This is a genomic window from Kibdelosporangium aridum (assembly GCF_900176515.1).
Classification (GTDB): Bacteria; Actinomycetota; Actinomycetes; order Mycobacteriales; family Pseudonocardiaceae; genus Kibdelosporangium; species Kibdelosporangium aridum.
The window spans coordinates 943262-966146 of the sequence record NZ_FWXV01000002.1 but is presented as its reverse complement, the minus strand read 5'-3'; the positions used below and the strand labels follow the sequence as shown (position 1 = coordinate 966146).

The window sequence follows — 22885 nt, the reverse complement described above, 5'->3', positions numbered from 1 at the left end:
TGCCTCCCAGCGGCATATGCCCGAATCGGCCCGGCCCATGGTCGCCGCATGGGAACGTCGTTATCAACTTGCGGTCATCGGTGCGGATCTTGCGGTCATTCTCGGCGTGGTCATCACCGTCAACGCCGTCGTCGGCGCGGTGACCGCGTTGCACGCGAGCATCTTCGCGGTCTTCACCCTCGCAGCGGTTTTCGTTGGGCTGAGCGGATCCCGTGCTTGGAGCGCGGCGGCGCTCGGGGATGGGGCCGAGGAGTTCCGCCGCCTCTACCGTGGCTTGTTCACCGCGTTGGTGATCTTGGCGATCGGTGGCTACGCGCTGAGCCTTGAAGGCCTGCGCCCCTGGGTTTTCCTTGCCGTACCGGCGATGGCGGTGATCGACTTCCCGGTCCGCTATCTCCTGCGCCGCGTGCTGCACAAGCGCCGCCAGGCCGGCCGTTGCCTGCTGCCAGTGCTTGCGGCCGGTGGCGTCGGCACGGTCAAGGACCTGATCGAACGGACCCGCAAAGCGCCACACCAAGGCTGGCGCGTCGAAGCGGTCTGCACGGCAGACGGGCTCGGCACCGGTCCCGATGGACGGGTCGACGGAGTGCCTGTGGTCGGGCGGATCGAAGACGTCGCCGAGCAGGTGCAGCGGGGCGGCTACCGGATTGTCGCGGTGACGGCGGACGCGTACTGGACCCCGACGCGCCTGCAGCACTTGGCGTGGAAGCTGGAGAACACCTCCGCCGACCTGGTCGTCGCGCCCGTGCTGATGGAGGTCGCGGGACCGCGGCTGCACGTCACCGGCGTGCTGGGCATGCCCCTGCTCAAGTTGTCCGCTCCGGTTTTCACCGGCGCGCGCCGGGTGGTCAAGGAGATCGTCGACCGGATCGGCGGCGCGCTCCTCGTCGCACTGTTGAGCCCGTTCCTCGCGGCGGTCGCGTTGACCGTGAAGCTCGGCGACGGCGGGTCGGTGTTCTACAAGCAGCGCCGGATCGGCAAGGACGGCAAAGCTTTCACCATGATCAAGTTCCGGACGATGGTTCCGGACGCGCACGCTCAGCGCTACCAGCTGCTGGCCGTGAACGAGGCCGAGGGCCCGCTTTTCAAGATGCGCAAGGACCCGCGCGTCACCAAGATCGGCGCGGTTCTGCGGCGGTTCTCGATGGATGAACTGCCCCAGCTGTTCAACGTCATCGCCGGGCAGATGTCCTTGGTCGGTCCGCGTCCGCCGCTGCCGGAGGAGACCGAGCGCTACAGCTCCGACGCCCGACGTAGGCTGCTGGTCAAGCCGGGGCTCACCGGGTTGTGGCAGGTCAGCGGGCGTAGCGACCTGCCGTGGGAGGAAGCCGTCCGGCTCGACCTGCGATACGTCGAAGACTGGTCGCTCGCGCTGGACGCGCTGATCCTGTGGAAGACGGTTCGCGCCGTGCTGAAAGGCCAAGGAGCGTATTGATGATCTGCCGACTCTGCGGCTCGGCTGAGCTTCAGAGCGTGGTCGACCTGGGAGCAACCCCGCCGTGCGAGCGGTTTCTCGCCGCCGCGCAGCTGGACGAGCCGGAACCGACGTATCCGCTGCACCTGCGGGTCTGCACGAGCTGCTGGCTGGCCCAGATTCCTCCGCTGATCACGCCGGAGGACACGTTCACCGAGTACGCGTACTTCTCGTCGTTTTCCACGTCCTGGGTCGAGCACGCCCGCAAGTTCGTCGACAAGGCCGTCGAGAAGATCAACCCGGAGTTCGTCGTCGAGGTCGCGAGCAACGACGGCTACCTGCTGCAACACGTCGTGGCCAAGGGAATCCGGTGCCTTGGTGTCGAGCCTTCGGTCAACGTCGGCGCGGCGGCACGGGAAAAGGGCGTACCGACCAAAACGGCGTTCCTGGACAAGGAGACCGGCGCGAGTGTCCGTGCCGAACACGGTCCGGCGGATCTGGTTGTCGCGAACAACGTCTACGCGCACATCCCGGACATCCAGGGCTTCACCGCGGGCCTGCGGGAACTGGTCAAGGACGACGGCTGGGTGTCCATCGAGGTCCAGCACCTGCTCAGCCTGGTCCGCTACAACCAGTACGACACGATCTACCACGAGCACTTCCAGTACTACACCGTCGCGTCAGCCCAGCGAGCGCTTGCTTCGCATGGTCTGCACGTCGTCGATGTCGAACTCCTGCCGACCCACGGCGGCTCGATCCGGATCTGGGCGCGCCCGGTCAAGGCCGAGCCGGGTAAGGCGGTCGGGTTCGTGCTCGAGGAGGAACGGAAGGCCGGACTGCACGATCTGTCCGGCTACCAGGACTTCGCGCGCAATGTCGACAGCGTTCGGCAGAACCTGCTCAGATTCCTGCTCGGCGCGGCGGCCACCGGCAAGACGGTCGTCGGTTACGGCGCGCCCGGCAAGGGCAACACTCTGTTGAACCACTGCGGAATCCGGCCGGACATCCTCAAGTACACAGTGGATCGCAATCCGTACAAGCACGGCCGGTTCACCCCCGGCACGCGGATCCCGATCCACGCCCCGGAGAAGATCGCCGAGGACAAACCGGACTACGTCCTTGTCCTGCCGTGGAATCTGCGCACGGAACTGACCGAGCAGCTGTCCTATGTGGGCGAGTGGGGCGGCAGGCTGGTGTTCCCGATCCCGACACTGGAAGAGGTCAAGCCGTGAAGGTCGTGCTGTTCTGCGGCGGCTACGGAATGCGCATGCGCAACGGCATGGCCGACGACGTGCCCAAGCCGATGCAGATGGTCGGGCCGCGGCCCTTGCTGTGGCACGTGATGCGCTACTACGCCCACTTCGGCCACACCGAGTTCGTGCTGTGCCTCGGTTACGGCGCGCACCACATCAAGGACTTCTTCCTGACCTACCAGGAGACCGGGTCCAACGACTTCGTGCTCAAGGACGGCAAGGTCGAGCTGCTGTCCACGGACATCCGCGACTGGACGATCTCCTTCGTCAACACCGGCCAGGACTCGCCGATCGGCGAGCGCCTCCGACGCGTCCGGCACCTGGTCGATGGCGAGGAGATGTTCCTGGCCAACTACGCCGACGTGCTCACGGACGCGCCGCTGGACGAGATGGTCAACCGGTTCAGTGACAGTGACGCGGGCGCGTCGATGATGGTCGTGCCGCCGCAGTCCTCTTTCCACTGTGTGGACATGGGTGAGGACGGCAGGGTCAGCGGGATCACACCGGTCAGCAACCTGCCGCTGTGGGAGAACGGCGGCTACTTCGTGTTGCGCCAGGACGTGTTCGATCACCTGCCGCAGGGCGGCGACCTGGTCCAGGACGCTTGTGGGGAGCTGGCCAAGGAAGGGCGGCTGCTGGCCTACCCTTACCGTGGTTTCTGGCAGCCCGCCGACACGGTGAAGGAGCGGGCCGCTCTCGACGCCGCGTACGCACAGGGCGACCGGCCATGGATGCTGTGGGAGAACGATGCGGGCGTTTCGGCCTGATGCCCTCGACCGTGTCGTGCTGCTCGGCGCGCACTGCGACGACATCGCCATCGGCGCGGGCGGAACCCTGCTGACACTGTGCCAATCGCGACCAGGGCTGCAGATCGATGCTCTCGTGCTGAGTGGAGGCGCGACGGCGAGGGAGGCCGAGGAGCACGCGGCGCTTCAGTCGTTTTGCCCCGGCGCGGAGCTCAAGCTCACCGTTCTGGACCTGCCGGACGGCCGGTTCCCGGCCAACTGGGAGCGGGCCAAACAGGCCGTCGAGGATCTGCGGGCCCGTACCGAGCCCGATCTGGTGATCGGGCCCCACGCCCGTGACGCCCATCAGGACCACCGCACGCTGGCGGAACTCGTGCCGACCGCGTTCCGGGACCACGTGACCCTCGGCTACGAGATCCTTAAGTGGGAGGGGGATCTCGGTGCCCCGACCGTGTACCAGCCCTTGCCGGATGAGGTCGCTGAGGCCAAGGTGGAGAAGTTGCTCCGGTACTACCCCACCCAGTCCGGGCGGTACTGGTTCGACCGCGACACTTTCCTGGGGCTGGCGAGGGTTCGCGGCGTGCAGTGCCGGGCGCGCTATGCCGAGGCGTTCTACCTCGACAAACTGATCGTTGGCTTGGAGGCGTGACGTGCGTGTGTTGCTGACCGGACACCAGGGCTACCTGGGCACGGTGATGGCGCCACGGCTGGCGGCCGCCGGTCACGAGGTCGTCGGCCTCGACTCCGGGCTCTTCGCCGCCTGCGTGCTGGGGCCGCAGCCGCAGGACCCAGCGGGCCACCAAGTCGACCTGCGTGCGGTCACGGCCGATCACGTGTCCGGTGTGGACGCGGTGATCCACCTTGCGGCGCTGTCGAATGATCCACTGGGGTCGCTGGCGCCGCAGCTCACGTACGACATCAACCACCACGCCTCGGTCACGCTCGCCAGGCTGGCCAAGGACGCCGGAGTCAAGCGGTTCCTCTACGCGTCAACGTGTTCCGTCTACGGCGCGGCAGGCGACGGCCTGGTCGACGAAGACGCTCCTCTGCGGCCGGTCACTCCGTACGCGGAGAGCAAGGTACGCGTCGAGGACGATCTTCTCGAGCTGGCTGATTCGGACTTCACCCCGGTTTTCCTGCGCAACGCCACGGCTTTCGGCTTCTCACCGCGGTTGCGTGCGGACATCGTGCTGAACAACCTGGTCGGGCACGCGGTGCTCAGCGGCGAGGTCAAAGTCCTCTCGGACGGCACGCCATGGCGGCCGTTGGTGCACGCACAGGACATCGCGGACGCGTTCGCCGCGGCGTTGGACGCGCCGAAGGAAGCCGTGCACGCCAAGGCTTTCAACGTGGGCACCGAGGACAACAACCTCACGGTCGCCCAAATCGCCCAGCACGTGGTCGAAGCGGTCGCCGGGTCCAAGCTCGTGATCACCGGCGAGGCCGGTGCCGACCCGCGCTCCTACCGGGTGGACTTCTCCCGGATCCGTGCCGCGATGCCGTTCACGGCACAGTGGACGGTCAAGGCAGGTGCGGTCGAGCTGTTCGATGCCTACACCGAGCACGGCCTGACGCGCGAGGACTTCGAGCAGAAGTTCACCAGGCTGGCTTGGTTGAAGAAGAACGGCGGCCTCTGATGGGAAAGTCCCAGCGTGGGTCTCGTGCGTGTGTTGGCCGGGTAGCGCCGGCCAACACACGCATGAGGCTAGCTGGGCTGCCAGGGGCCTGCGGCGAGGTCCCGGCCGCTGATCTCGGTGACCGGCAATGGCCAGTCGATGGCCAGCGTCGGGTCGTCATAGCGCACGGCGATGTCCTCGCGCGGGTCGTGCGGCCGGTCGATCCGGTAGCAGACGTCCGCGATCGGCGTCAGTGCCTGGAATCCGTGCAGCATCCCCGGCGGGATGTACAAGTGCGTGAAGGTCTCGTCGTCCAGCCGGAACATCTCGTGGTGGCCGAAGGTCGGCGAGTCCGGCCGGGCGTCGACGACCACATCGGACACCGCCCCGTGTGCGCACCGCACGAGTTTCGCCTCGCCCCGGCCGGATCGGCCGTGCAGGCCGCGCAGCACGCCCTGCCTGGAGCGCGACTGCGAGTCCTGGATGAACGAGTTCGGGTCGATGCCGTGCTCCGCCGCGATGGTCGCGTCGAACGTCCTGGTGAACAGGCCACGCGAATCGTGGTGCGGGGTGGGCACGAACAACAGGACGCCGTCGATCGAGGTGGTCCGCACATGCATCGGTCCATCATGGCGTCCCCATGTTGACGCCGATCTGCCGGTCCTGCCGGGCCCGCCGCGGTGAGGTCGTACTCGACCTCGGCCGCCAGCCGGCGAGTGACTTCTTCCCGCCGCTCGCGGACAACGGCCCCGACCCGGTGTACCCGTTGCGGATGTGGCTGTGCGCGGAATGCGGCCTGGCGCAGCTGGCTGAAGACCCGACTGTGCCCGAGGAACCGCGCGGGGTCGAGCCTGCCGCGCTTGTCGCGCAGGCCAAGGACGCGATCGAACGCGTGATGCGCTCGGGCCTGGTCAAGGCGAACGCGCAGGTCTTCGAATACGGCAGCCCGCACGGCGGTTCGTGGCTGCCGATGCTTGCCGAGCACGGGTTGCGGGCGGTCGAGCAGCCGAGCGATCCCGCGGACGTCGTGCTGGACAGCTTCGGCATGATGCACAGCGCCGACCAGCACGAGGCCGTCGCCGAGCGGGCCAGGAGGCTGACCGACGGGGGAATCCTGCTGCTGCAGTACCACTCGCTGGCCACGATCATCCGAAATGGACAGTGGAATGCGCTGCGGCACGGGCACTACGCGTACTACTCCACGGCCGCGCTGACCAGGATGCTGTCCATCGCTGGCCTGACCCCGTGGACGGCATGGCGATTCGATCTCTACGGCGGCACCGTTCTGCTGGCCGCGGGCCGTGGCGGGCAAAGTGATCCCGAGGTCCGCGCGCTGATGGCCGAGGAGACCGGAAGCGGCGTCGACGACCCACGGATCGTTCGGTCGTTGCAGGAGACCGCGGAGAACAGCATCAACGCCCTGCGCGGCTGGTTGCAGCGCCAGCGCGGCACCGGCCGCCGGGTTTTCGGTTACGGCGCCGCGTCGCGTGCAGTCGCTTTGCTTGCCGCGGCGGGGATCGACAACACCATGCTGTCCGGTGTGGCGGACGCGTCCCAAGCCAAGTGGGGCAGGCGGATGCCGGGCACCGCGATCCCGGTGATCAGCCCGGCCGAACTGGTCCGAGCGAAGCCGGACGCGGTCCTGTTGTTCGTACCGGATCTGCTGGAGGAAGTCCGCGCCGCGCTGCCCGCGCTGGCCGGGCGCTGGGTGGTCGCCGAGCCGGTGCCCACCGAGGATCCGCAGACCCGCCGGATCATCCCGCCCGCGCGGCTGGCCGGTGACAACCGGTCATGAACCGCCTGGCCGTCCTGATCGTCCTGGCCAGCATGGTCTTCGGTGCGCTGGTCGGGTTCGCCGTGCCAACGCTCGGCGGGTCGGTGTACCGCAGCGGCGCGAACATCGTCTTCACGGCCGTCCAGATCCAGCCCAAGCCCGCGACGGCATCCGTCGCCAGGCACGTCTCCCAGCGGATGCCCAGCTGGGCGAAGGTCGCCGCGAGCGGTGCGGTGGCAGGTGAAGCGCACCTGGGCGCGGGCGAGTTCATCACCGCGCACGAGATCTCCGGGGTGCAGTCGCTGCGGATCGAGCTCCACAGCCCGAACCGGGACGGCCTCGCTGAGCGGACGACGGCCGCCGCGAACACGGTCATTTCCGTGGTCACACGGATGGAGTTCAACCGTGTGTCTGGCGTTGTGTCCGAACCGGGCGGCGAACCCGAGAACATGACGCGGGCCTGGGCGATTTGGGCGGCCATGTTGGGCGCGGTGCTTGGCGCCTTGGTCGGCTGGCTTGGCTGTTCGCTTCGACGACCTGGCCGGTGGGTCGCCCGGATCGCCGATGGCGGGTCACGAATCGAAGGCGCAGAAGCGTTTGCGGCCAGCGTCGACCACGAGATCCGGGCGCTGTGGTCTGCCGTACGCACTCGGCGTGGGCTGCTGGTCATCGGCCTTGGTTTCTTCGCCATCGCCGGCTACGCGGCGACGGGCTCGGTGGGCCCGCCGTTCCTGGCCCTGCTGGTCGCCGGGTACGCGGCATTCCGTGACCCACGGTGGATCGCGGGCGCGCTGCTGATCCTCGGCGCTTCGGTACTCCCGCCCAAGCTGGAGCTGGTGAAGGTCGGCCCGGTCACGCCGACCGTGCTCGAAGTCGCCGTACTGATCGGCCTGGTCGTGGTCTGGCGCAAGCCCGGTAAGTCGATCTTCATGTGGCCGTTGATCCTGGTCACGGCGGCTGTCGCGATCGGCTGCGCGCACGGGATCACCAGCGGCGGCGAGTTCTCCGAGGTCGCCGACGCCATGCGGGCGCTGCTACTGGTGCCGCTCGGGTTCGTGATCGTCTACCGCGCGTTCGCCGGAAAGCTCCCTCAACTCGTGGCGGTCGTCGCCATCGGCGCGGCCGTGGCCAGCGCCGTCGAGTTGCTCGCGGCGGTGATGGACTGGCAGCGGCTCTTGGTCGACGAGCGCACGTCCGTGATCACCGGCGATGACACGTCCGAGGTGTCCCGGCTGTCCGCGCCGATCCTGCCGCTGTGGGGGCCGCTGCTGATCTTGCTGGTCTCTGGGGCCTTCCCGACCAGGCCACGCTGGCGGCTGCTACTGATCGCGCTGCCCGGCCTCGCGCACGAAGCGCTGAGCTTCAACCGGTCGACGTGGGCACCGCTGCTCGGGTGCGTCGTGCTGGTGGCCGTTGCCAGGTTCGGCTCTCGTGGCCTGGTCAAGCGTTTGCTCGCCGCCGCGGCCTTGGGAGCGTTGGGCCTCGCGCTGGCGAGCGGCGGCGCGCTCGGTACGACGGGTGAGGCCCTCGCCGGGCGTGTGACCAGCGTGTTCAGCGGTGAGGCCCTGGTCGAGGACAGCCTGGCCGACCGCGTTCGCGAGAACACGGCCGCGCTGAACACCTTGCTGGCGCATCCGGTCGCGGGCAGTGGCGTCGGTGTTCCGTACGGCGGCGAGATCATTTGGTACGACGAGGTACACGACCGGACTGTGGTCGAGGCGCGGCCGTGGATTCACAACCAGTACCTGAGAATGTGGCTCTGGTTCGGGGTGTTCGGATTGTTCGCCGTCGGGCTGCTGATGGTCCGCGTGGCCTCGGCAGTCGTGCACAGTTGGCGCCTGCGAGCTCCGGGAACCGTGCTGGTCGTCGCGTTGGGGCTTGGGCTGGCCTGTATGGCCATGCAGTCGATCTTCCAGACGACCTTGATCGACCGGCCGTCGCTGATGGCGATTGCGCTTACCCTGGCAATGCTGGCACTCGCAGTCGGCTGGCGGCCGCGATTCGATCAGGTCGGACAAACGCCGTCATCAGCGAGAAGGATAATGACACGGTGAGGTTGCTCAAGAACGTAGCGTGGTGGCAGTGGCTGCTCGCGGCTGGTGTCGTGGTCGGCCTGCTCGGTGGTGCGTACTACAGCAACCGGCTCAGCAACGCCGTGTACACCTCGGCCTCCGAGGTGCTGATGACCGGGCAGAGCGACCCGAACCAGCCGGACACCGCGTACACCAGCAATCAGTACGTCAACCAGCGGATGACCACGTACGCCCAGATCGCGTCGAGTGCGCAGGTCACCGCACCGGCCGCGCAAGCGCTTGGGGTGGACCCGGCCACGCTCGCCACGCAGATCACCGCGACCGTCGCCGGCGACACGACTGTGTTGAAGCTGCAGGTCACCGGACCGAATCCGGAGACTGCACGGCGTAACGCGGTCGCCGTGACCCAGTCGTTCATCAACGCGATCACCAAGCTCGAGACCATCCCCGGTGGTGCGTCGCGAGTGGTCGTCAACGTGATCACCGACCCGACGACGCCGCCGGCCCGTTCAGCACCGGGGCTGTGGCTGCTGCTCATCGGCGGGTTCTTCGGCGGCCTCGTGCTCGCGGTGATCGCGATCCTGGTGTTGCGGTGGCTGTACCCCAAGCGTTTCCCGGTGCAGCTGCGGCGCGAGAAGAAGAGGCCTGTCGGCGAGGAGACCAGCCGGATGCAGCCGGTGACGCAGCCAGACAAGAACACGTGGGTGCCATGATCCGCGTGCTGATGGTCGGTTCCGCGCCGACCGAACGCGGTGGGATGGCGACTGTCACGAACCTGCTGCTGCGCCATGGCTCCGGGGTCGCCCAGATCCGGATGATCACCACCCACAAGGAAGGCCCGGCCGCGACTCGGCTGCGACTGTGGCTGACCGGCACCCTGCAGGTCGTGAAGTCGCTGCGGTACGCCGATGTGCTGCACGCGCACGTGTCCGAGCGGGGCAGCGTGATCCGCAAGGGCGTGCTTGTCTGGATTGCCAAGGCTTTCCGCAAGCCCGTGGTGTTGCACTGTCATGGCGCCGAGTTCGTCGACTGGTACCGGGGGCTGCCCGGCTTGGCCAAGCGCTTGATCGCGTTGACGTTCCGGCAGGCCGATCTGGTGGCGGTGCTCGGGTCGTCGTGGCGGACCACGTACATGGACCTGCTCGGCGTCAAACGCGTTGTGAACCTGGGCAATCCGATCGAGCTGCCGCGCACGGTGTCGGCGGCACCTGGCTTCAAGATCGTGTTCCTCGGCCGGTTCGGCGAGCGCAAGGGCTCGGCGGACGTGCTGTCTGCTGTGGCTGGGTTGTCCGCGCCGGTCGAGTTGGTGATGGCTGGTGACGGTGAAGTCGCGGAGACCAAGGCCTTGGCCGCGCGGCTGGGCGTGAACGCCCGGATCCGGACGTGGATCTCGCCGGAGGAGCGGGACGTGCTGCTGAGTTCGGCGCACGTGTTCGTTCTGCCGAGTCGCGACGAAGGCCTGCCGATGGCGATGCTGGAAGCCATGGGCCACGGCCTTGTTCCCGTGGTCACCCCGGTCGGCTCGATCGGCGAGGTCGTCAAGGACCGGGAGAACGGCCTGCTGGTGAAGGCCGGCGACGTCGGCGGGCTGACCCGTGCTTTGCAGTCCCTGCTTGACGATCCCGGCTTGCGGGCGCGCCTGGCCAAGGCAGCACGCTCCACAGTGGAGCCGTACGAGATCTCCCGTTACATGCAGATCCTCGGGCGGCACTGGGAGCGGCTCGTCACCTCGTGACCTGCGGGCGGATCACCGCGTTGCGCGGTGTGCTCGGCCCTGGTGACGTCGTCGGCCCCGTGGGCCGAGTCGTGGACGTGGCCGGGACGGTCTTCGGCCGCCAGTCCACTTTGTCCCGGGTGATCACCCACGGGTCGTTCATCAGCTCTTCGACGTACTTGTCCCTGGCCAGCTCCATGACTTTGTTCTCCCAGCCGTGCCAGCAGTGGAAGTACGTCATGGCCGGGTAGGTTTCCTTGATCCGCTTGATGATCGTGCGGGCGTCCCACGAACCGTCCAGTTTGGTCGACGGGCCGCATTCACCGAAGCCGACGGGTTTCCCGGTCGAGATGATGTCCTTGTAGTCGTTGTTCGGCGATTCGCCTTTGCGCTCGCCCAACATGTACATGTCGTCGTCGTACCGGGTCGGGCAGACCATGTCCACGTATTCCGGGCCCGGGTAGTACGACAGCGCGGGCCCGTCCCAGGACGCGCCGGGCGAGTACACCCAGAGAACGTTGTGCAGCCGCCGGGTCTGCGTGATGTAGTAGTAGACATCCCGGTACAGGTCACGCGCGAACGTCCGGCGGGTGGACATGTCCTGACCCCACCAGAACCACGACCCGTTGCCTTCGTGCAACGGTCGCAGCATCACCACGGCGCCTGCCTGCCCGAGTTCCTCGACCAGGTCGCCCATCTTCTCCAGCTGGCCGCGCCACACGTTGCGCTGCGGGCTGGAGTCCGAAGTGGCCAGCAGCATCCGCAGATCTGGCTTTGTCGCTTTCGGATCCTTCACCCAAGCGGAGTTCGCGCCACTGGAAGGGTTCCACGGGTTGGTCGGATGGATGTCCATTGTGATCAACCCGCCGCGCTTCCAGTGGTCGATCAGGATCTTCGAGTCCGCTCGCGTCCACGCGTCCCGGACCATCACGCCGACCATCGCGGGGTATTTCCCGGTGCGTTTCACCAACGCCTCGATGAAGTGGTCGAAGCTCGCCGCGGAGATGTCGTCGATCTGCTGTCCACTCACGACTCGTTGCGAGTCGCGCGTGGGCAGGTCGCGGAACCACTTCAGCAACGCCTGCGCGTCCGGCGTCGCCGCCGGGTCCGCGGTGATCGGCTTCGTCTCCTGTTCGGCCGTTTCCTCAGGTCCGAACCACTGCTGGTTGGCCAACGCGATGCCACCGGCTGCCCCGAGCGCGATCGCACCGGCCGCTGCCCCGATGAACCGGCGCCGTCCGATCTCCTCAGCCATGCGCACCATAAAAACACGACATTAGGCCAAATGTCGTAACCCTTCGCCGTTCAAATCCCCCTTACGGGTGATAAACAGCGGCTATCTGGCCGCCTGGGCGAGGACATCGGCGAGTCTCTCGACCACGAGCCCCGCGCTGTAGGTCTGCTCGAAGTGCTTGCGGCTCGCCGCACCGCGCCGCATCGCAACGTCCGGATCGGACAGTTCGGCGAAGGCCGTCGCCAGACCGTCGGCGTCGTTCACTCCGATGCCCGGCTCGCCCGGCGGCTGGAACTCCTGGAGTCCACCGGAGTCCGAAACGATCGGCGTGACGCCGAGCTGCATGGACAACAGCTGCACGCCGCTCTGCGACGCCTGGCGGTAGTGCACCACCGAGCCCTTGGCACGCCCGAGGATCGGCAGAACGTCCGAATAGGAGTAGCGCTCCCTGCGCCACTCGCACCGTGACGGAAGGTCCTGTTCGGACACGTCCAGTGGGCCGTCGCCGAGCAGGATCAGCCGATCGCCCTTGTGCTGCCCGGAAAGCAGGTACTTCTCCCAGGCCTTGAGCGCGATCGGCACGTTCTTGTAGGGCGACATCCGGCCGTACAGCACGAAGTCATGCCGCTCGGTCGCCACCGGCGGAAGGTCCTTCTCGCGGACATCGCTGGTCAAGGGCACCACGCTGGCCGGATACGGCAGCTGCTTGGCGACGTACTCGCTGAACGCGACGACTCGTGTGGCGCGGTTGCTGAACCTGCTGAACAGGTGGCGCTGCCAAGCAGGCCTTTGCTCGGTCTCGTCGTGCGGGGCGTCGTCGTGCACCAGGTGCACCATCGGCGCCAGCCTGGCCAGCATGAGCCAGCGCGGGTCCCAGACGAGCTCGACCACGACCACGCTCGGCTGCCACGCCTTGGCTTCCCGGACGGTCCGCATCAGCGGGCCGATGGTGCGCAGGTCCTTGGGCCGAGGGTCAAGGACACGCTCGTACTCCAGCGGTTCCATCTTCTCGTAGTGCTGATCGGACGTGATCAGCAGGCATTCGTGCCCGGCAGCCCGCAGCGCCTCCACGTGCACCCTGGACAGCGTGCGCATCCAGGGCGACAGCCACAGAACTCTCATCTGACCGCCGCGATCGCGGTCTCGTACGCATCCGTCATGGCGTCCACTGTGTACAGTTCGGCGGCCCGTCTGGCGCCCGCCGCGGCGAGCGGCGTGAGCCGGGCCGGTTCTTCGATGATCGGGCGCAGCGCCGTTGCCCATGCCGCTGCTGTGACTGTTTCGACGAGCACCCCAGCACTCCCATTGTCCAGCAAATCCGGCACAGAACCAACGGCAGATGACACAACCGGCAGACCTCGTGCCATCGCTTCGACGATGACCAGCGGGAACGCCTCGGCCCTGCTCGGCACGCAGAGCACGTCGAATGTCTGGAAAGCGTGGTCGGGCCCTGGCGACGCGCCGTGCCAGCGGACCCGGTCGTTCTCCGGCGCCATGGCCTGGAGTTTCACCCGGTCGGGGCCGTCGCCGTGCAGGTCGAGCGTCCAGTCGAGGTCCTTGAGCTCGTCGAGCGCCTCGATGAGCAGGTGCGGGTTCTTGTGCTCGACCATCCGGCACAACATGCCCAGCCGCACGGGTTTCTTCGGTGTGAAGCCACGATCCTGTTGCTTCGGTACACCGTTGGGTGCGATGAAGTGGTTCTGGTTCAAGTGCTGATGCCGGGTGATGGCGTCCCAATGCCTTGGCGACAACGCGATCACGCCGTCGCTGCGGCTGATCACCTTGGCCAGCTTGTCGCCGTACGTGGGCTTGCCGGCCTCTGCGGGCTCGTGCGTGGCCGCGAGCCATTTCCCGTGCCGGTTCAGCGCCTTCCACCCGGCGGCGAAACCCGCTTCGGTGTTCGTCACACCGGTGATCAGAACGGCGTCGTTGGTCGGCAGATCGACGAGCGGCTGCCACCACGGCGTGAGGACAAGCCGCACGCTCGGGTCGAGTTCCGGCGTCAGCGGCCCGAAGTGCTGCAGGCACGCCAACGTCACCGGATAACCCCGCCGGCTGAGCTCATTGGCCAGCAGGACCCGTTGCCGCTCGGCGCCGCCTTGGCACAATTCGTTGCTGGTCAACAAGATGCTCGGCTTCCCGGGGACGGCCCGTGCTTTTGCCGCCGCCTTCTCACGGCTCCGGTCCTGCCGATGCGACCGCTGCACGCGGTCGAGGACATTGAGCCCGGCGGTGAAGATCGCCCCCGGCCCGTAGTTGCTCATCCCGAGCATTTCGGCCTGGCCGGCCCTGAGCAGGTCCCTGGCCCGGCGTTCGGCCAAAGGATCACCCGCCATCGTGCCGCCCGCGGCATGCCGGACGTCGGCTTCATCGGCGAGGATCAGCCGCCACCCGTTGCTGTGCGCCCTGCGCTGCCACTCCGACTCTTCGCCGTACAGAAAGAACTTCTGGTCGAACCCACCAAGCTCGTTCCAGGCACTTCTGGAAATCAGCAGGCAGCAGCCGGAAAGATAGCCGTCGACCGCACCGGGCTGCTGGGGGTAGTAGTCGGAGAGAGCCTTGCCCCGCAGGCGTTTGCCGTAACCCGAATGGCTGACAAGACTGCGGAGGACGGTCTGCTTACGCCTGGCGACATCCCAATCCGGACCGCCGGCGTCGTCCTGCACCTTCGGCGAAACAGCAGCGACCCTCGGCTGCTGCAGCGCCGCCCGCGATTTGGCGAGCGGCCCGGTCAACTCGGCATCCGGGTTGAGCAGCAGCATGTCGTCTTCGGTCCGCGCAGCCAGACCGTTGATCGCGGCGGCGTACCCGACATTGCTGTCGGAGAACACCCATTCCACGCCCGGATACTCGCTTTGCAGCTCCCGAACCGCCGGACTGCCCTCGGACAGGTTGTCCCACACCAAAACCCGGCACCCGGACAGGTGCTTGTGGACACTGTCCAGGCATCGCCGCAGAAGATCCGCCCGCCGGTAGCTGACGACCAGCACGGAGAGCGGACGAGCAGCCTGACCGTCGATCACGCCGTCACCTTACTCACGCCTCAAACCGCCGAGTTAGCGACGCCGTGCGGGTTCGGGGTACCATGACACTGTTGCTTCAGCCACTAGGCTGGAGAAGTGGGCCCAGGTGCGCGTCCGGACGGTCGCTGCCTGGGCTTCGCGCTTCACTGGACCACTCCAGCGTCGAAAACGCACTCGACCAGCGGATCGATTCGGCGCCGCCAGTCGCCGCCAGCGCCGTGACACCAAGCGACGGCGTCAGCGATCCAAGTCCCTGGTTCACTCGATGAGGGCATGTGCTCATAGAGCAAGTCGTGCACACGGGCGGGTGTCTTCGCCAGTCTTGACCGGTCGCGTTTGTTGCCGGCTTGGTCGCGCGAGTCCAGCACAAGGCGTTGGACCCCGAGTTCGATCGCATCAGCGACCACGTGGTCCAGAAGCGTCCCGCGCACGGCTTCACTTGGTCCCTTTCCGAAGTAGACACGGACGCGGAACTCCGCAGCGACCATCCGTGCGATGATCAACCGTCTACGCGAATCGTTTTCGCTTTTGAAGTGCAGTCGTCGCTCCCCGGCCAGACACAGTCCACGAAGCAGACTCCGCGTTTTCTGCAGTTGTGGCACGGGAACCACGGCCGCCGCGAGCAGGTAGCAACCGCGCTCCGACTCGTCGACGAACATGTGCACCGAAACAGCGTCTCAGTAGCCCAGCGATGACGTCTCTGGGGGTCTGGTAGCGCCAATTTCCTTGCACACCACGTTGAATCTGGCGCGAATGAGCAATCAAGACTCGCCACGCAGCACTCGTACGGGGATCGTGTCGCTCGTGCGACGTCAGAGTTTTCGTCCGTCAGGCCGGGGTGTTGTTGCGGCCGGGTTTCATGGCGCCGAGCAGGGCGCCGCGCATTTCGTCGGGGATGGCGCCGCCGAACCAGGCGCCGACGAAGTAGCCGATCATTCCCGCGACGATGGGGAACACCAGCGGCAGTGACCACGTCAGCAGCATCGCCAGCAACGACAGGTTCAACCCCGGCACCAGGCGCACGATGTACGTCAGCGGCAGCGGGTCCACGCCGACCTTGCGCAGTCGGATCTGCGTGAACACGACCCCGGACAGTTCCGTGACGATCAGGGCGATGCCGCAGCCGACCGCGCCGTACATGGGGATCAACACGATGTTCAGCGTGATGTTCACGACCAGGTTCACCGCGGACAAAGTGGTCAGGAAGCGTTGTTGGTGTGCCGCCACCATGGCGTCGCTGATGATCGACGTCAGGAAGCTGATCGCGCACGCGATGAAGAACAACCGCAGCACCGGCGTTGCCCCGTCGGCGAATTCGTCCGTGCCGACCGCGGTCACCAGGCGTTCGGCCAGCGGTATGCCAAGGACCGCAACGGGTGTGGCGAACAGCAACAGGAACCGGTATCCACTCGCGACTGCCCGCCTGAACCGTTCCGGGTCGGTCGCGTAGCCCTCGTTGATCGTCGACAACGCTGTCCTCGAGAACACCTGAGGCAGCATGTTCAGCGTGAACGCAAGCTGGACCGCGATGCCGTATGCCGCGACTTCGCGAGTGTCGGACAACAGCGACAGCAGTACGCCGTCGACGCGCCAGTAGATCACCGCGATCAGCATGATCAAGGTGAACGGGATGCTCTCCTTGACCAGGCTGATGATCCCGTTCACGTCGCCGACCGGCCGGAGTGGCGTGAGTTTGTGGGCCGCTAAACCGGTCACCACCATCTTGATCAACTGAGGCAGGATCTGCACCGCGCACATCGCCAACAGTCCGGCGTCGGTGAACGCGATGGTGGCCGCGCTGGCCAAAGTGACTACGCGTGAGAAAAACTCGGCGGTCGCGACCGTTCCATAACGGACGTGTACGTCGAACACCGCGTCGAAACACGAAGCGATCGCGCTGCACACCAACCCCGCGGACAGCACCAACAAGGCCCCTTGGACCTGGGGATCGGAGTACGTCAGCACCCCGATGCTCGCCGCGGTCAGTGCCAGCGGCACCGCGTAGACCAACGAGAACGTCAGGTCCAGGCCGATCAGCCGGGACAGCGACGCGCCTTCGGTGCCGCTCACCCTGCGCACGATCACCGTGCCGATGCCCTGGGACGTCAGGGTCTCGAACAACCCGACGAACACGATCGCGGTCGTCATGATGCCGTAGCCGTGTTCGCCCAAGTACTGGGTGGCTATACCGAGAGTGACAATTGCGAGCGGCAGCGCCGTCACCCTCGCCACCACTTGGAGGGCGACCCCTCGCGCGATCGCCGCCGCCCTGGACACGGGCCGTAGTCTAGTAACTTCGCGTTGCCGCAGATCCCATGCGGTGCACAGGCGAGGTGGAGGTCAACACTGTGCGCGCTTATCTCGAGTTGTCGCACGGACTACATCCCGCCGAATGGAGTAGCCGACACGCTCGTGGGGAAGTCCCCGATCACTGGCCGTATGGGCTTGACCGGCTGGCGAACCACGGAGTGCAGCCGATCATGCGAATTCCGGCCAGCAGCCGTGTCGCTACGAGGATCGGCCGCGCGGCACGGCACCGCCTCGGTGGATACGAGTGGGTCGACGCGTTCCGCCGCACCACCGGCGACGTGATCTTCTGCTGGGACGAGTACTCAGGCGTGCCCGCCGCGCTGCGCGAACGCCGTAAGCCGGTGATCACAGGCGTGGTCTGGCTGACCGACGAGGTCGACAAGACCACCGCTTGGTTCGCGAAACGGGCCCTGCCGCGAGCGGCCAGGGTGTGGGCGTCGTCGAGTGCGATGATCCCGCGGCTCGAACGCGACTGGGGGGTCAGCAAAGCGCATCACATCCCGCTCGGGATCGACGTCGATTTCTTCACCGCCCGTCCGAAAACCGAGGAAAGTCTGGTTGTCAGCGCGGGCAACGACCGGCACCGCGACCACCACCTGCTGATCCGCGCGGTCAACAAAGTCCCCGGCGCCCGGCTGGAGATCGCCACCCGGCTGCCGATCCCGCAGGACTACGCCCGCACCGGGCTCAACGAGGGCCAGGTCCGGGATCTGTACCAACGGGCGAGCGTGATCGCGATCGCCACCACGCCCAACGTCCACGCTTCGGGATTGACCGTCACCCTTGAGGGTATGGCTAGTGGCCGTCCGGTAGTGATCCCGGACACTCCCGGCCTGACGGACTACGTCGAGAACGAGCGCACCGGCCTGATCTATCCGGCCGGCGATGAGGATGCGCTGGCGAAATGCGTGCACCGGCTGATCACCGACGAGGACATGGCCAAGGAACTGGGCGCGGCGGCACGCCGTAAGGTCGAACAGCATTTCTCGACCGAGCTGCAAGCCGCCCGGCTGGCGGAGCTCATGCTCACGATCTGAATCTGGAGTCGCAACTGTGTCGCGCGTGCGTGCCTGGGTGGAACTGATCCACTACCTCGACGCAGCCAAATGGCCGGAGCGCAACGCGACCGGCGAGGTCCCGAATGTCACCCCGTTCGGTATCGACGAGCTGAGCAGGCACGGTGTGGATGTGGCGTTCCGGAAGGTCCTCAAGGGACGTATTCCGAACGCGATCGCCCGCAGGGTGCGTGACCGTGCCGAAGGCCTGGAATGGGTCGAAGCCATTGCGTCCCAGAACAATCCGCTCAGGCGTAGTGCGGATGTCGTGCTGTGCTGGGACGAATACACCGGTATCCCGGCGGCTTCGTTGCCCGGTGGCCCGCCGGTCGTCAGCGGTGTGCAGTTGCTGACCGACCCCGAGGCCCGGACACCCCAGTTCCTCAATCGCGCGCGCAAGGCGCTTGGCCGTATGGAAGCGGTCTTCGTCCAGGCGCAGGGCATGATCCCGGTGCTGCGTGACGAGTGGAACGTGTCCGAGCGCAAGCTGCGGTTCGTCCCTTTTGGTATCGACGCCGACTGGTTCCGGCCGATCGACGGGGATGTCGACCGCGATCTGGTGGCCAGCGTCGGCGATGACGCTCACCGCGACCACGAAACACTGATCAAGGCGGTCGCGGACGTGCGCCGCCGGATGCCTGGCACCCGGTTGGAGCTCGCGACACAGCTGGACGTGGATCTGCCGGGAGAACTGGGCGTTCTGCACAGGGGGCATCTGGGCCGTAAGCGCCGTCAGTTCTACGGCCAGGCGAACGTGGTCGCGGTGGCCACGAAGCCGAACATCCACGGATCGGGCATGTCCGTGATCCTCGAAGCAATGGCGTGCGGACGCCCGTATGTCGTGACCGCGAGCGCAGGGCTGGAGGGCTACCTCAAGCACGGCCATGACGGTTTGGTTGTGCCGCCAGGCGATGTGGACATGTTCGCGTCCGCAGTAGGCGCGCTGATGGCCGATCCTGAGCGCGCCGATGCGATGGGCAAGGCAGGCCGAGCCAGGCTGGAGCGCGAGCTGACTACGGACGTCCAGGCTCAGCACCTGGCCGAAGTGATCAAGGAAGTGGCACGGCCGCGCTGACTTTCTCCTCGGCAGCCTCGGCCGGTGCCGGATGCCCGAGCTCGGTCAGCCACTCCCGGAACAGCTGGTGCAGAGCCTCGGCGCCGACCACATCCGCCGCTGGCATGAACTCGGTCGGGTAGACGAGAAAGCCCTGGGTCTGCGGCCCGCCGAGCCCGCCGTGGGAACCGACGTGCGGCTCGAACGGCGACGCGGTCTGGGTTTCCGGTTCGTACCGGCTGTTGATCATGATGTCGGCGCAGTGCGGGAACTCGTCGGTCCGGCGGATCAGGTCCGCGGCGTGCGGACCGTAGTCCTTCAGCGGGTCCTCGCCGATGACCACGCCGGTGGCCAGCCGGTGCAGCCCGTCGCGGCCGAGCACGACCGGCCCGAATTCGGAGCTGCGCACCAGCATGAAGCCCACGCCCGGGTGATCGACCAGCTGCGGCAACAGTTCCGGGTACTCGCGCTCGATCGTCTCCAGCGGCACACGGCCTTCGTGCTCGGTGAACGACACCATGGCCACGTGCCCGGACACCACCACGACCACGCCGGGAGCGACCCGTGCGACTTCGCCGGGCTCGCCGCTGGGTGAACGGTGCAACTCACGACTGACCCCGGCTCGTTCGACCCGGCCGCGCAGCCGCCGCGCGATCAGGCCACCTTCGGCCAGCGCCGCGTTCATCTGCCAGCCTTCGGCCGCATTGCGTGGCTTCGTCACCTTGGAGATGTCCGATGGTTCGCCGCCGCACAGCCTGCCGATGAGTTTCTCGATCGGCTCGCCGAACCGGTTCGCGAACGCCCAGCCCTGCGTCTGCCCGTGATCCGACAGCACGACAAGGTAATACGGCCGCGGCCCGAGCCGAGTCGCGCGATGCAGTCGTCCGATCTGTTGGTCGATCCCGCGCAGCACGGCCAACGCGTCGAAGCGCTCGATCCCGGAGTGGTGCGCGACTTCGTCGTAGCCAAGGAAGTCCGCGTACACCACGGGCCGCCCGGCCAGGATGTCCTCGATGATCGCTGAGACGACGACATCGCGCGTGATCACCGTCGTGCCGGAGCGGGCGATCGGGTAGAAGCCGCCGCGCTTGATCCGCGGTTTGACCCCGCGCCGCTTCTGGCTTGTCGAAGCCCAGATCTCCCTCACGATGTCCACGATCGCCGAGCCGAACGTGCGCACGACGTTCACCGGTCGGGCGAAGTACGTGTAGTAGCCGTATCCGGTCTTGGCGTGCCTGCCGCGACGAACTCCCTTGCCCAGCACGGGAACCGCGCTCATCGTCAGGGTCACGTGGTCCGCGTCGCCGGTGAAGAGGTTGCCGTGGCCCGCGCCGCCACCGGACAGCAAGCCTTTGCCGTTGGAGTGGCGCCGCTCGATCTCGGCCGCGTCCCGTGGATGCGCGCACGCCATCACGTGGTCGCGATCCTTTTCGTACCAACGGAATCCGAGGATGTCGTGGTTGTCGCCGTGCAGGATCCCGGACACGCTCGCGCCGGTCTGCGAGCTCCAGTCGGTGTGCCACATCGTCAGCGTGTGGGTGTCCTCGTTGAGCCACGCGGCCAGCGTCGGCATGTCACCGTCACGAACGGCCCGGCGCACGGTTTCGTAGCCGAGCCCGTCGACCTGCAGGAAGACCACGCCTGGCGGGGTGTCGTGCGGCATCTCCTTGGGCGTGCCACCGCGCCGGGCGATCCGCCGGAAGAAGATCTCGTCATCGTCGATCGCGAGCACACTGCTCATCAAGGCACCGACGGCCGCCATCCCGATCGTCACGGCGACGGCCGTCCGAAGGTTCTCGATCTCGACACCGGGCACCGTGTTGAAGATCGCCAAGGCACCCGCGCCGATCACGATGAAGCTGCCGAGACCCAGCGTGAACAGTGCGAACGGCAATGCGATCCGCAGGATCAGCGGCCAGACGACCGTGGCGATCAAGCCGAGGATCAACGCGCAGACGGTCGGCTGCCACCACTGCGTCATCGTGAAACCGGGCAGCAGCGAGTCGAACGCCCTCAGCGCCGCCGTCACGATGATCCAGATGAGCAACAGTCGTGCCGTCGCACGGCCGCCGCGCAGCAGCTTGCCCGCGTCGGGCGCGCGATGCTGATGGCGCGCGATGACGGCCATAAGAACAGTGACGACTAGAACGAGGGCCGTCGCTATCAGGCTCGCGACCAGTGGCGAGTCGAAGATGCCGCCGCTTGCCACGCCCAGCAGCGCGTACGCGGCCGCCCAGATGAGCGAGGCGATCAACGCCGTCGGCAGGAACCGCCGCCACGGATACGCCAATGCACCAGCAGCCAACAACACCGGGATACGCCCGGCCGGCAACAACCTGCCGACCACCAAGATCTGCCAACCGCGCCGGGAGAACTGCTCACGGATGCTCGCCACCCGGTCCGCGTGCTGATGACGCGCCAACCAACGGACCGCCGGATCGCCACCGAGACGGGCGATCGCGTACGTAGCCACGTCGCCGACATACGCACCGAGCGTCGACAGCAACAGCACCAACGGCAATGACAGCCCGGTGGTGGTCATCGCGACAGCCGCCCCAGCACCCACCACGGCCCCAGTCGGCACGATCGGGATGATCGAGCCCAGCAGCACACCGAAGAAGATCACCGGGTAACCGATCGACGACGTGGTCGTCAGGTCAAGCGCTAGGTTCATGCATCACCTCAGTGCCGGGTGGCGTCACGACGACTCGACAATTGCGCACGGCCGCAGCGAATTGGTGCCCAGGTTCGGCGAGTAGCCGCCGCATTCGCGGCGTCCGCGCCAGACCAGGTAACGCCAGCGTCCCCCAATGCACGGGCACGGCGATCCTCGGCTTGACCAAGTCGACAGCTTTCGCGGCCCTGAGCGGGTCGAGATGCCCTGGCCCCAGCGTCATTCCCCAGCCCCACACCGGCAGGAACGCGACATCCACCGGCCCCAGGTCGGCCATGCCGTCGTAGAGGTCCGTGTCGCCGGCGACGTAGATCCGCTTTTCGGCTTCGAGGACATGACCGACTGCTGGGGCGTGGGGACCGTGTGTGAGCCGTGGTCCCCAACGGTGTCCGGAATGGTGGGCGGGCACGGCCGTGACGGTCAGGTCGCCGTCTTTGAGGCTCTCACCGATGCCGAGTTCCTCGACGTGCGGAAAGCCCTTCCGCCGGAGCCACGCCCCTGCGCCCCGAGGTACGACGATGCGGGCGTGGCGGACCAGCCTCAGCGAGGGCAGATGGAGGTGGTCACCGTGCTGGTGGGAGATCAGGACAAGATCGACACCGGCCCACGTGGAAGGAGCGAGCGGCGGGACGACTCGGATCAGCGGGCCGACGCGGGGCGTGAGGACTGGATCCGTGAGCACAACTCGGCCACCGATCTCGATCCGAACTGTCGAATGGCCAAGAAAACGCACATGTCGAGTATCGGATCAAGCCAGGCCGGACGCACCCTGGAGCGACGAAGCCAACTGTGGGGTGGCGGGTTGCTGCGGCGCGCTCTGTGCCTACTTCGGCGCGCGGTGTGCCTACTTCGGCGCGCTCTTGGGTCGCTGCGGCGCGCGCTGTGGTTCTTTCGGCGCGCCCCTGTGTCGGGGTCGGCGCGATTTGGTGTGGAGCCTCTGCGCCGCAAAGGACAGGGAAAGCGGGCAGGACCTGCGGCCCTGCCC

19 protein-coding genes are annotated in these 22885 nt (G+C 66.9%); 11 read left to right on the top strand and 8 right to left on the bottom strand.

The features are described 5' to 3' along the window. Positions 1-16: 16 nt before the first annotated feature. Genes B9C43_RS14075 through B9C43_RS14055 form a run of 5 tightly spaced genes read left to right on the top strand, consistent with a single transcriptional unit; the run spans position 17 to position 5050 of the window. Entirely contained in the window at positions 17-1435 is a 1419-nt protein-coding gene (locus tag B9C43_RS14075) for a sugar transferase (RefSeq protein WP_456077596.1), read from the top strand. Continuing rightward, a complete protein-coding gene (locus B9C43_RS14070; RefSeq protein ID WP_143446323.1) occupies positions 1432-2646 on the top strand; it encodes a class I SAM-dependent methyltransferase in 1215 nt (404 codons plus the stop codon). Before B9C43_RS14075 ends, B9C43_RS14070 begins: the two co-directional genes overlap by 4 nt. Then, on the top strand, positions 2643-3434 hold the full coding sequence (locus B9C43_RS14065; protein WP_084426695.1) for a sugar phosphate nucleotidyltransferase: 792 nt from the start codon (positions 2643-2645) through the stop codon (positions 3432-3434). Before B9C43_RS14070 ends, B9C43_RS14065 begins: the two co-directional genes overlap by 4 nt. After that, entirely contained in the window at positions 3415-4062 is a 648-nt protein-coding gene (locus tag B9C43_RS14060; protein ID WP_084426692.1) for a PIG-L deacetylase family protein, read from the top strand. The genes B9C43_RS14065 and B9C43_RS14060 overlap by 20 nt, the downstream gene beginning before the upstream one ends. A gap of 1 nt (position 4063) precedes the next feature. After that, positions 4064-5050, top strand: a complete 987-nt coding sequence (locus B9C43_RS14055) for an NAD-dependent epimerase/dehydratase family protein (protein ID WP_084426690.1) — start codon at positions 4064-4066, stop codon at positions 5048-5050. Between the two features lie 68 nt (positions 5051-5118). Here the strand turns inward: B9C43_RS14055 and B9C43_RS14050 are convergent, their stop codons facing one another. Continuing rightward, positions 5119-5649: a dTDP-4-dehydrorhamnose 3,5-epimerase family protein gene (locus B9C43_RS14050; RefSeq protein ID WP_084426688.1), complete on the bottom strand. Its 531-nt coding sequence runs from the start codon at positions 5647-5649 to the stop codon at positions 5119-5121. A gap of 20 nt (positions 5650-5669) precedes the next feature. Between B9C43_RS14050 and B9C43_RS14045 the strand changes: the two genes are divergently transcribed. The 4 genes from B9C43_RS14045 to B9C43_RS14030 are packed head-to-tail and all read left to right on the top strand — an operon-like array spanning position 5670 to position 10571. Then, positions 5670-6824 (top strand): class I SAM-dependent methyltransferase, encoded by a 1155-nt coding sequence (locus tag B9C43_RS14045; RefSeq protein WP_033390529.1) that lies wholly within the window; start codon positions 5670-5672, stop codon positions 6822-6824. Further along, positions 6821-8857: an O-antigen ligase family protein gene (locus B9C43_RS14040; RefSeq protein WP_084426685.1), complete on the top strand. Its 2037-nt coding sequence runs from the start codon at positions 6821-6823 to the stop codon at positions 8855-8857. Before B9C43_RS14045 ends, B9C43_RS14040 begins: the two co-directional genes overlap by 4 nt. After that, positions 8854-9549, top strand: a complete 696-nt coding sequence (locus tag B9C43_RS14035) for a YveK family protein (protein WP_033390527.1) — start codon at positions 8854-8856, stop codon at positions 9547-9549. Before B9C43_RS14040 ends, B9C43_RS14035 begins: the two co-directional genes overlap by 4 nt. Next, positions 9546-10571 carry a glycosyltransferase family 4 protein gene (locus tag B9C43_RS14030; RefSeq protein ID WP_143446322.1) on the top strand — a complete coding sequence of 342 codons (1026 nt, stop codon included), beginning with the start codon at positions 9546-9548 and terminating at the stop codon, positions 10569-10571. The genes B9C43_RS14035 and B9C43_RS14030 overlap by 4 nt, the downstream gene beginning before the upstream one ends. Here the strand turns inward: B9C43_RS14030 and B9C43_RS14025 are convergent. The 5 genes from B9C43_RS14025 to B9C43_RS14005 all read right to left on the bottom strand — a co-directional run bounded on the left by B9C43_RS14025 (position 10561) and on the right by B9C43_RS14005 (position 17084). Beyond that, entirely contained in the window at positions 10561-11805 is a 1245-nt protein-coding gene (locus B9C43_RS14025) for a glycosyl hydrolase (protein WP_160096507.1), read from the bottom strand. The two genes, B9C43_RS14030 and B9C43_RS14025, sit on opposite strands and share 11 nt — an antisense overlap. 81 nt (positions 11806-11886) lie before the next feature. After that, positions 11887-12906: a glycosyltransferase family 4 protein gene (locus B9C43_RS14020; RefSeq protein WP_084426674.1), complete on the bottom strand. Its 1020-nt coding sequence runs from the start codon at positions 12904-12906 to the stop codon at positions 11887-11889. Continuing rightward, positions 12903-14807: a glycosyltransferase gene (locus B9C43_RS14015; RefSeq protein WP_235038604.1), complete on the bottom strand. Its 1905-nt coding sequence runs from the start codon at positions 14805-14807 to the stop codon at positions 12903-12905. Before B9C43_RS14015 ends, B9C43_RS14020 begins: the two co-directional genes overlap by 4 nt. Before the next feature lie 143 nt (positions 14808-14950). Next, complete coding sequence (locus B9C43_RS14010) at positions 14951-15472, bottom strand: hypothetical protein (RefSeq protein ID WP_143446321.1); 522 nt, start codon at positions 15470-15472, stop codon at positions 14951-14953. Between the two features lie 163 nt (positions 15473-15635). Next, a complete protein-coding gene (locus tag B9C43_RS14005; protein WP_084426668.1) occupies positions 15636-17084 on the bottom strand; it encodes a flippase in 1449 nt (482 codons plus the stop codon). A gap of 203 nt (positions 17085-17287) precedes the next feature. Here B9C43_RS14005 and B9C43_RS14000 point away from each other — a divergent pair, with 203 nt between their 5' ends. Beyond that, a complete protein-coding gene (locus tag B9C43_RS14000) occupies positions 17288-18154 on the top strand; it encodes a glycosyltransferase family 4 protein (protein WP_160096505.1) in 867 nt (288 codons plus the stop codon). 25 nt (positions 18155-18179) lie between these two features. Next, positions 18180-19247 carry a glycosyltransferase family 4 protein gene (locus B9C43_RS13995; protein ID WP_143446319.1) on the top strand — a complete coding sequence of 356 codons (1068 nt, stop codon included), beginning with the start codon at positions 18180-18182 and terminating at the stop codon, positions 19245-19247. On the opposite strand, the gene B9C43_RS13990 is transcribed toward B9C43_RS13995, so the two are convergent. Together B9C43_RS13990 and B9C43_RS13985 are read right to left on the bottom strand one after the other, a co-directional pair. Continuing rightward, the gene (locus B9C43_RS13990) at positions 19222-21900 is read right to left on the bottom strand and encodes a VTT domain-containing protein (RefSeq protein WP_084426660.1); all 2679 of its coding nucleotides are present in this window, start codon (positions 21898-21900) and stop codon (positions 19222-19224) included. The two genes, B9C43_RS13995 and B9C43_RS13990, sit on opposite strands and share 26 nt — an antisense overlap. After that, positions 21884-22633, bottom strand: coding sequence for an MBL fold metallo-hydrolase (locus tag B9C43_RS13985; protein ID WP_084426658.1), 750 nt, complete (start codon positions 22631-22633; stop codon positions 21884-21886). The genes B9C43_RS13990 and B9C43_RS13985 overlap by 17 nt, the downstream gene beginning before the upstream one ends. Positions 22634-22885 lie beyond the last annotated feature (252 nt).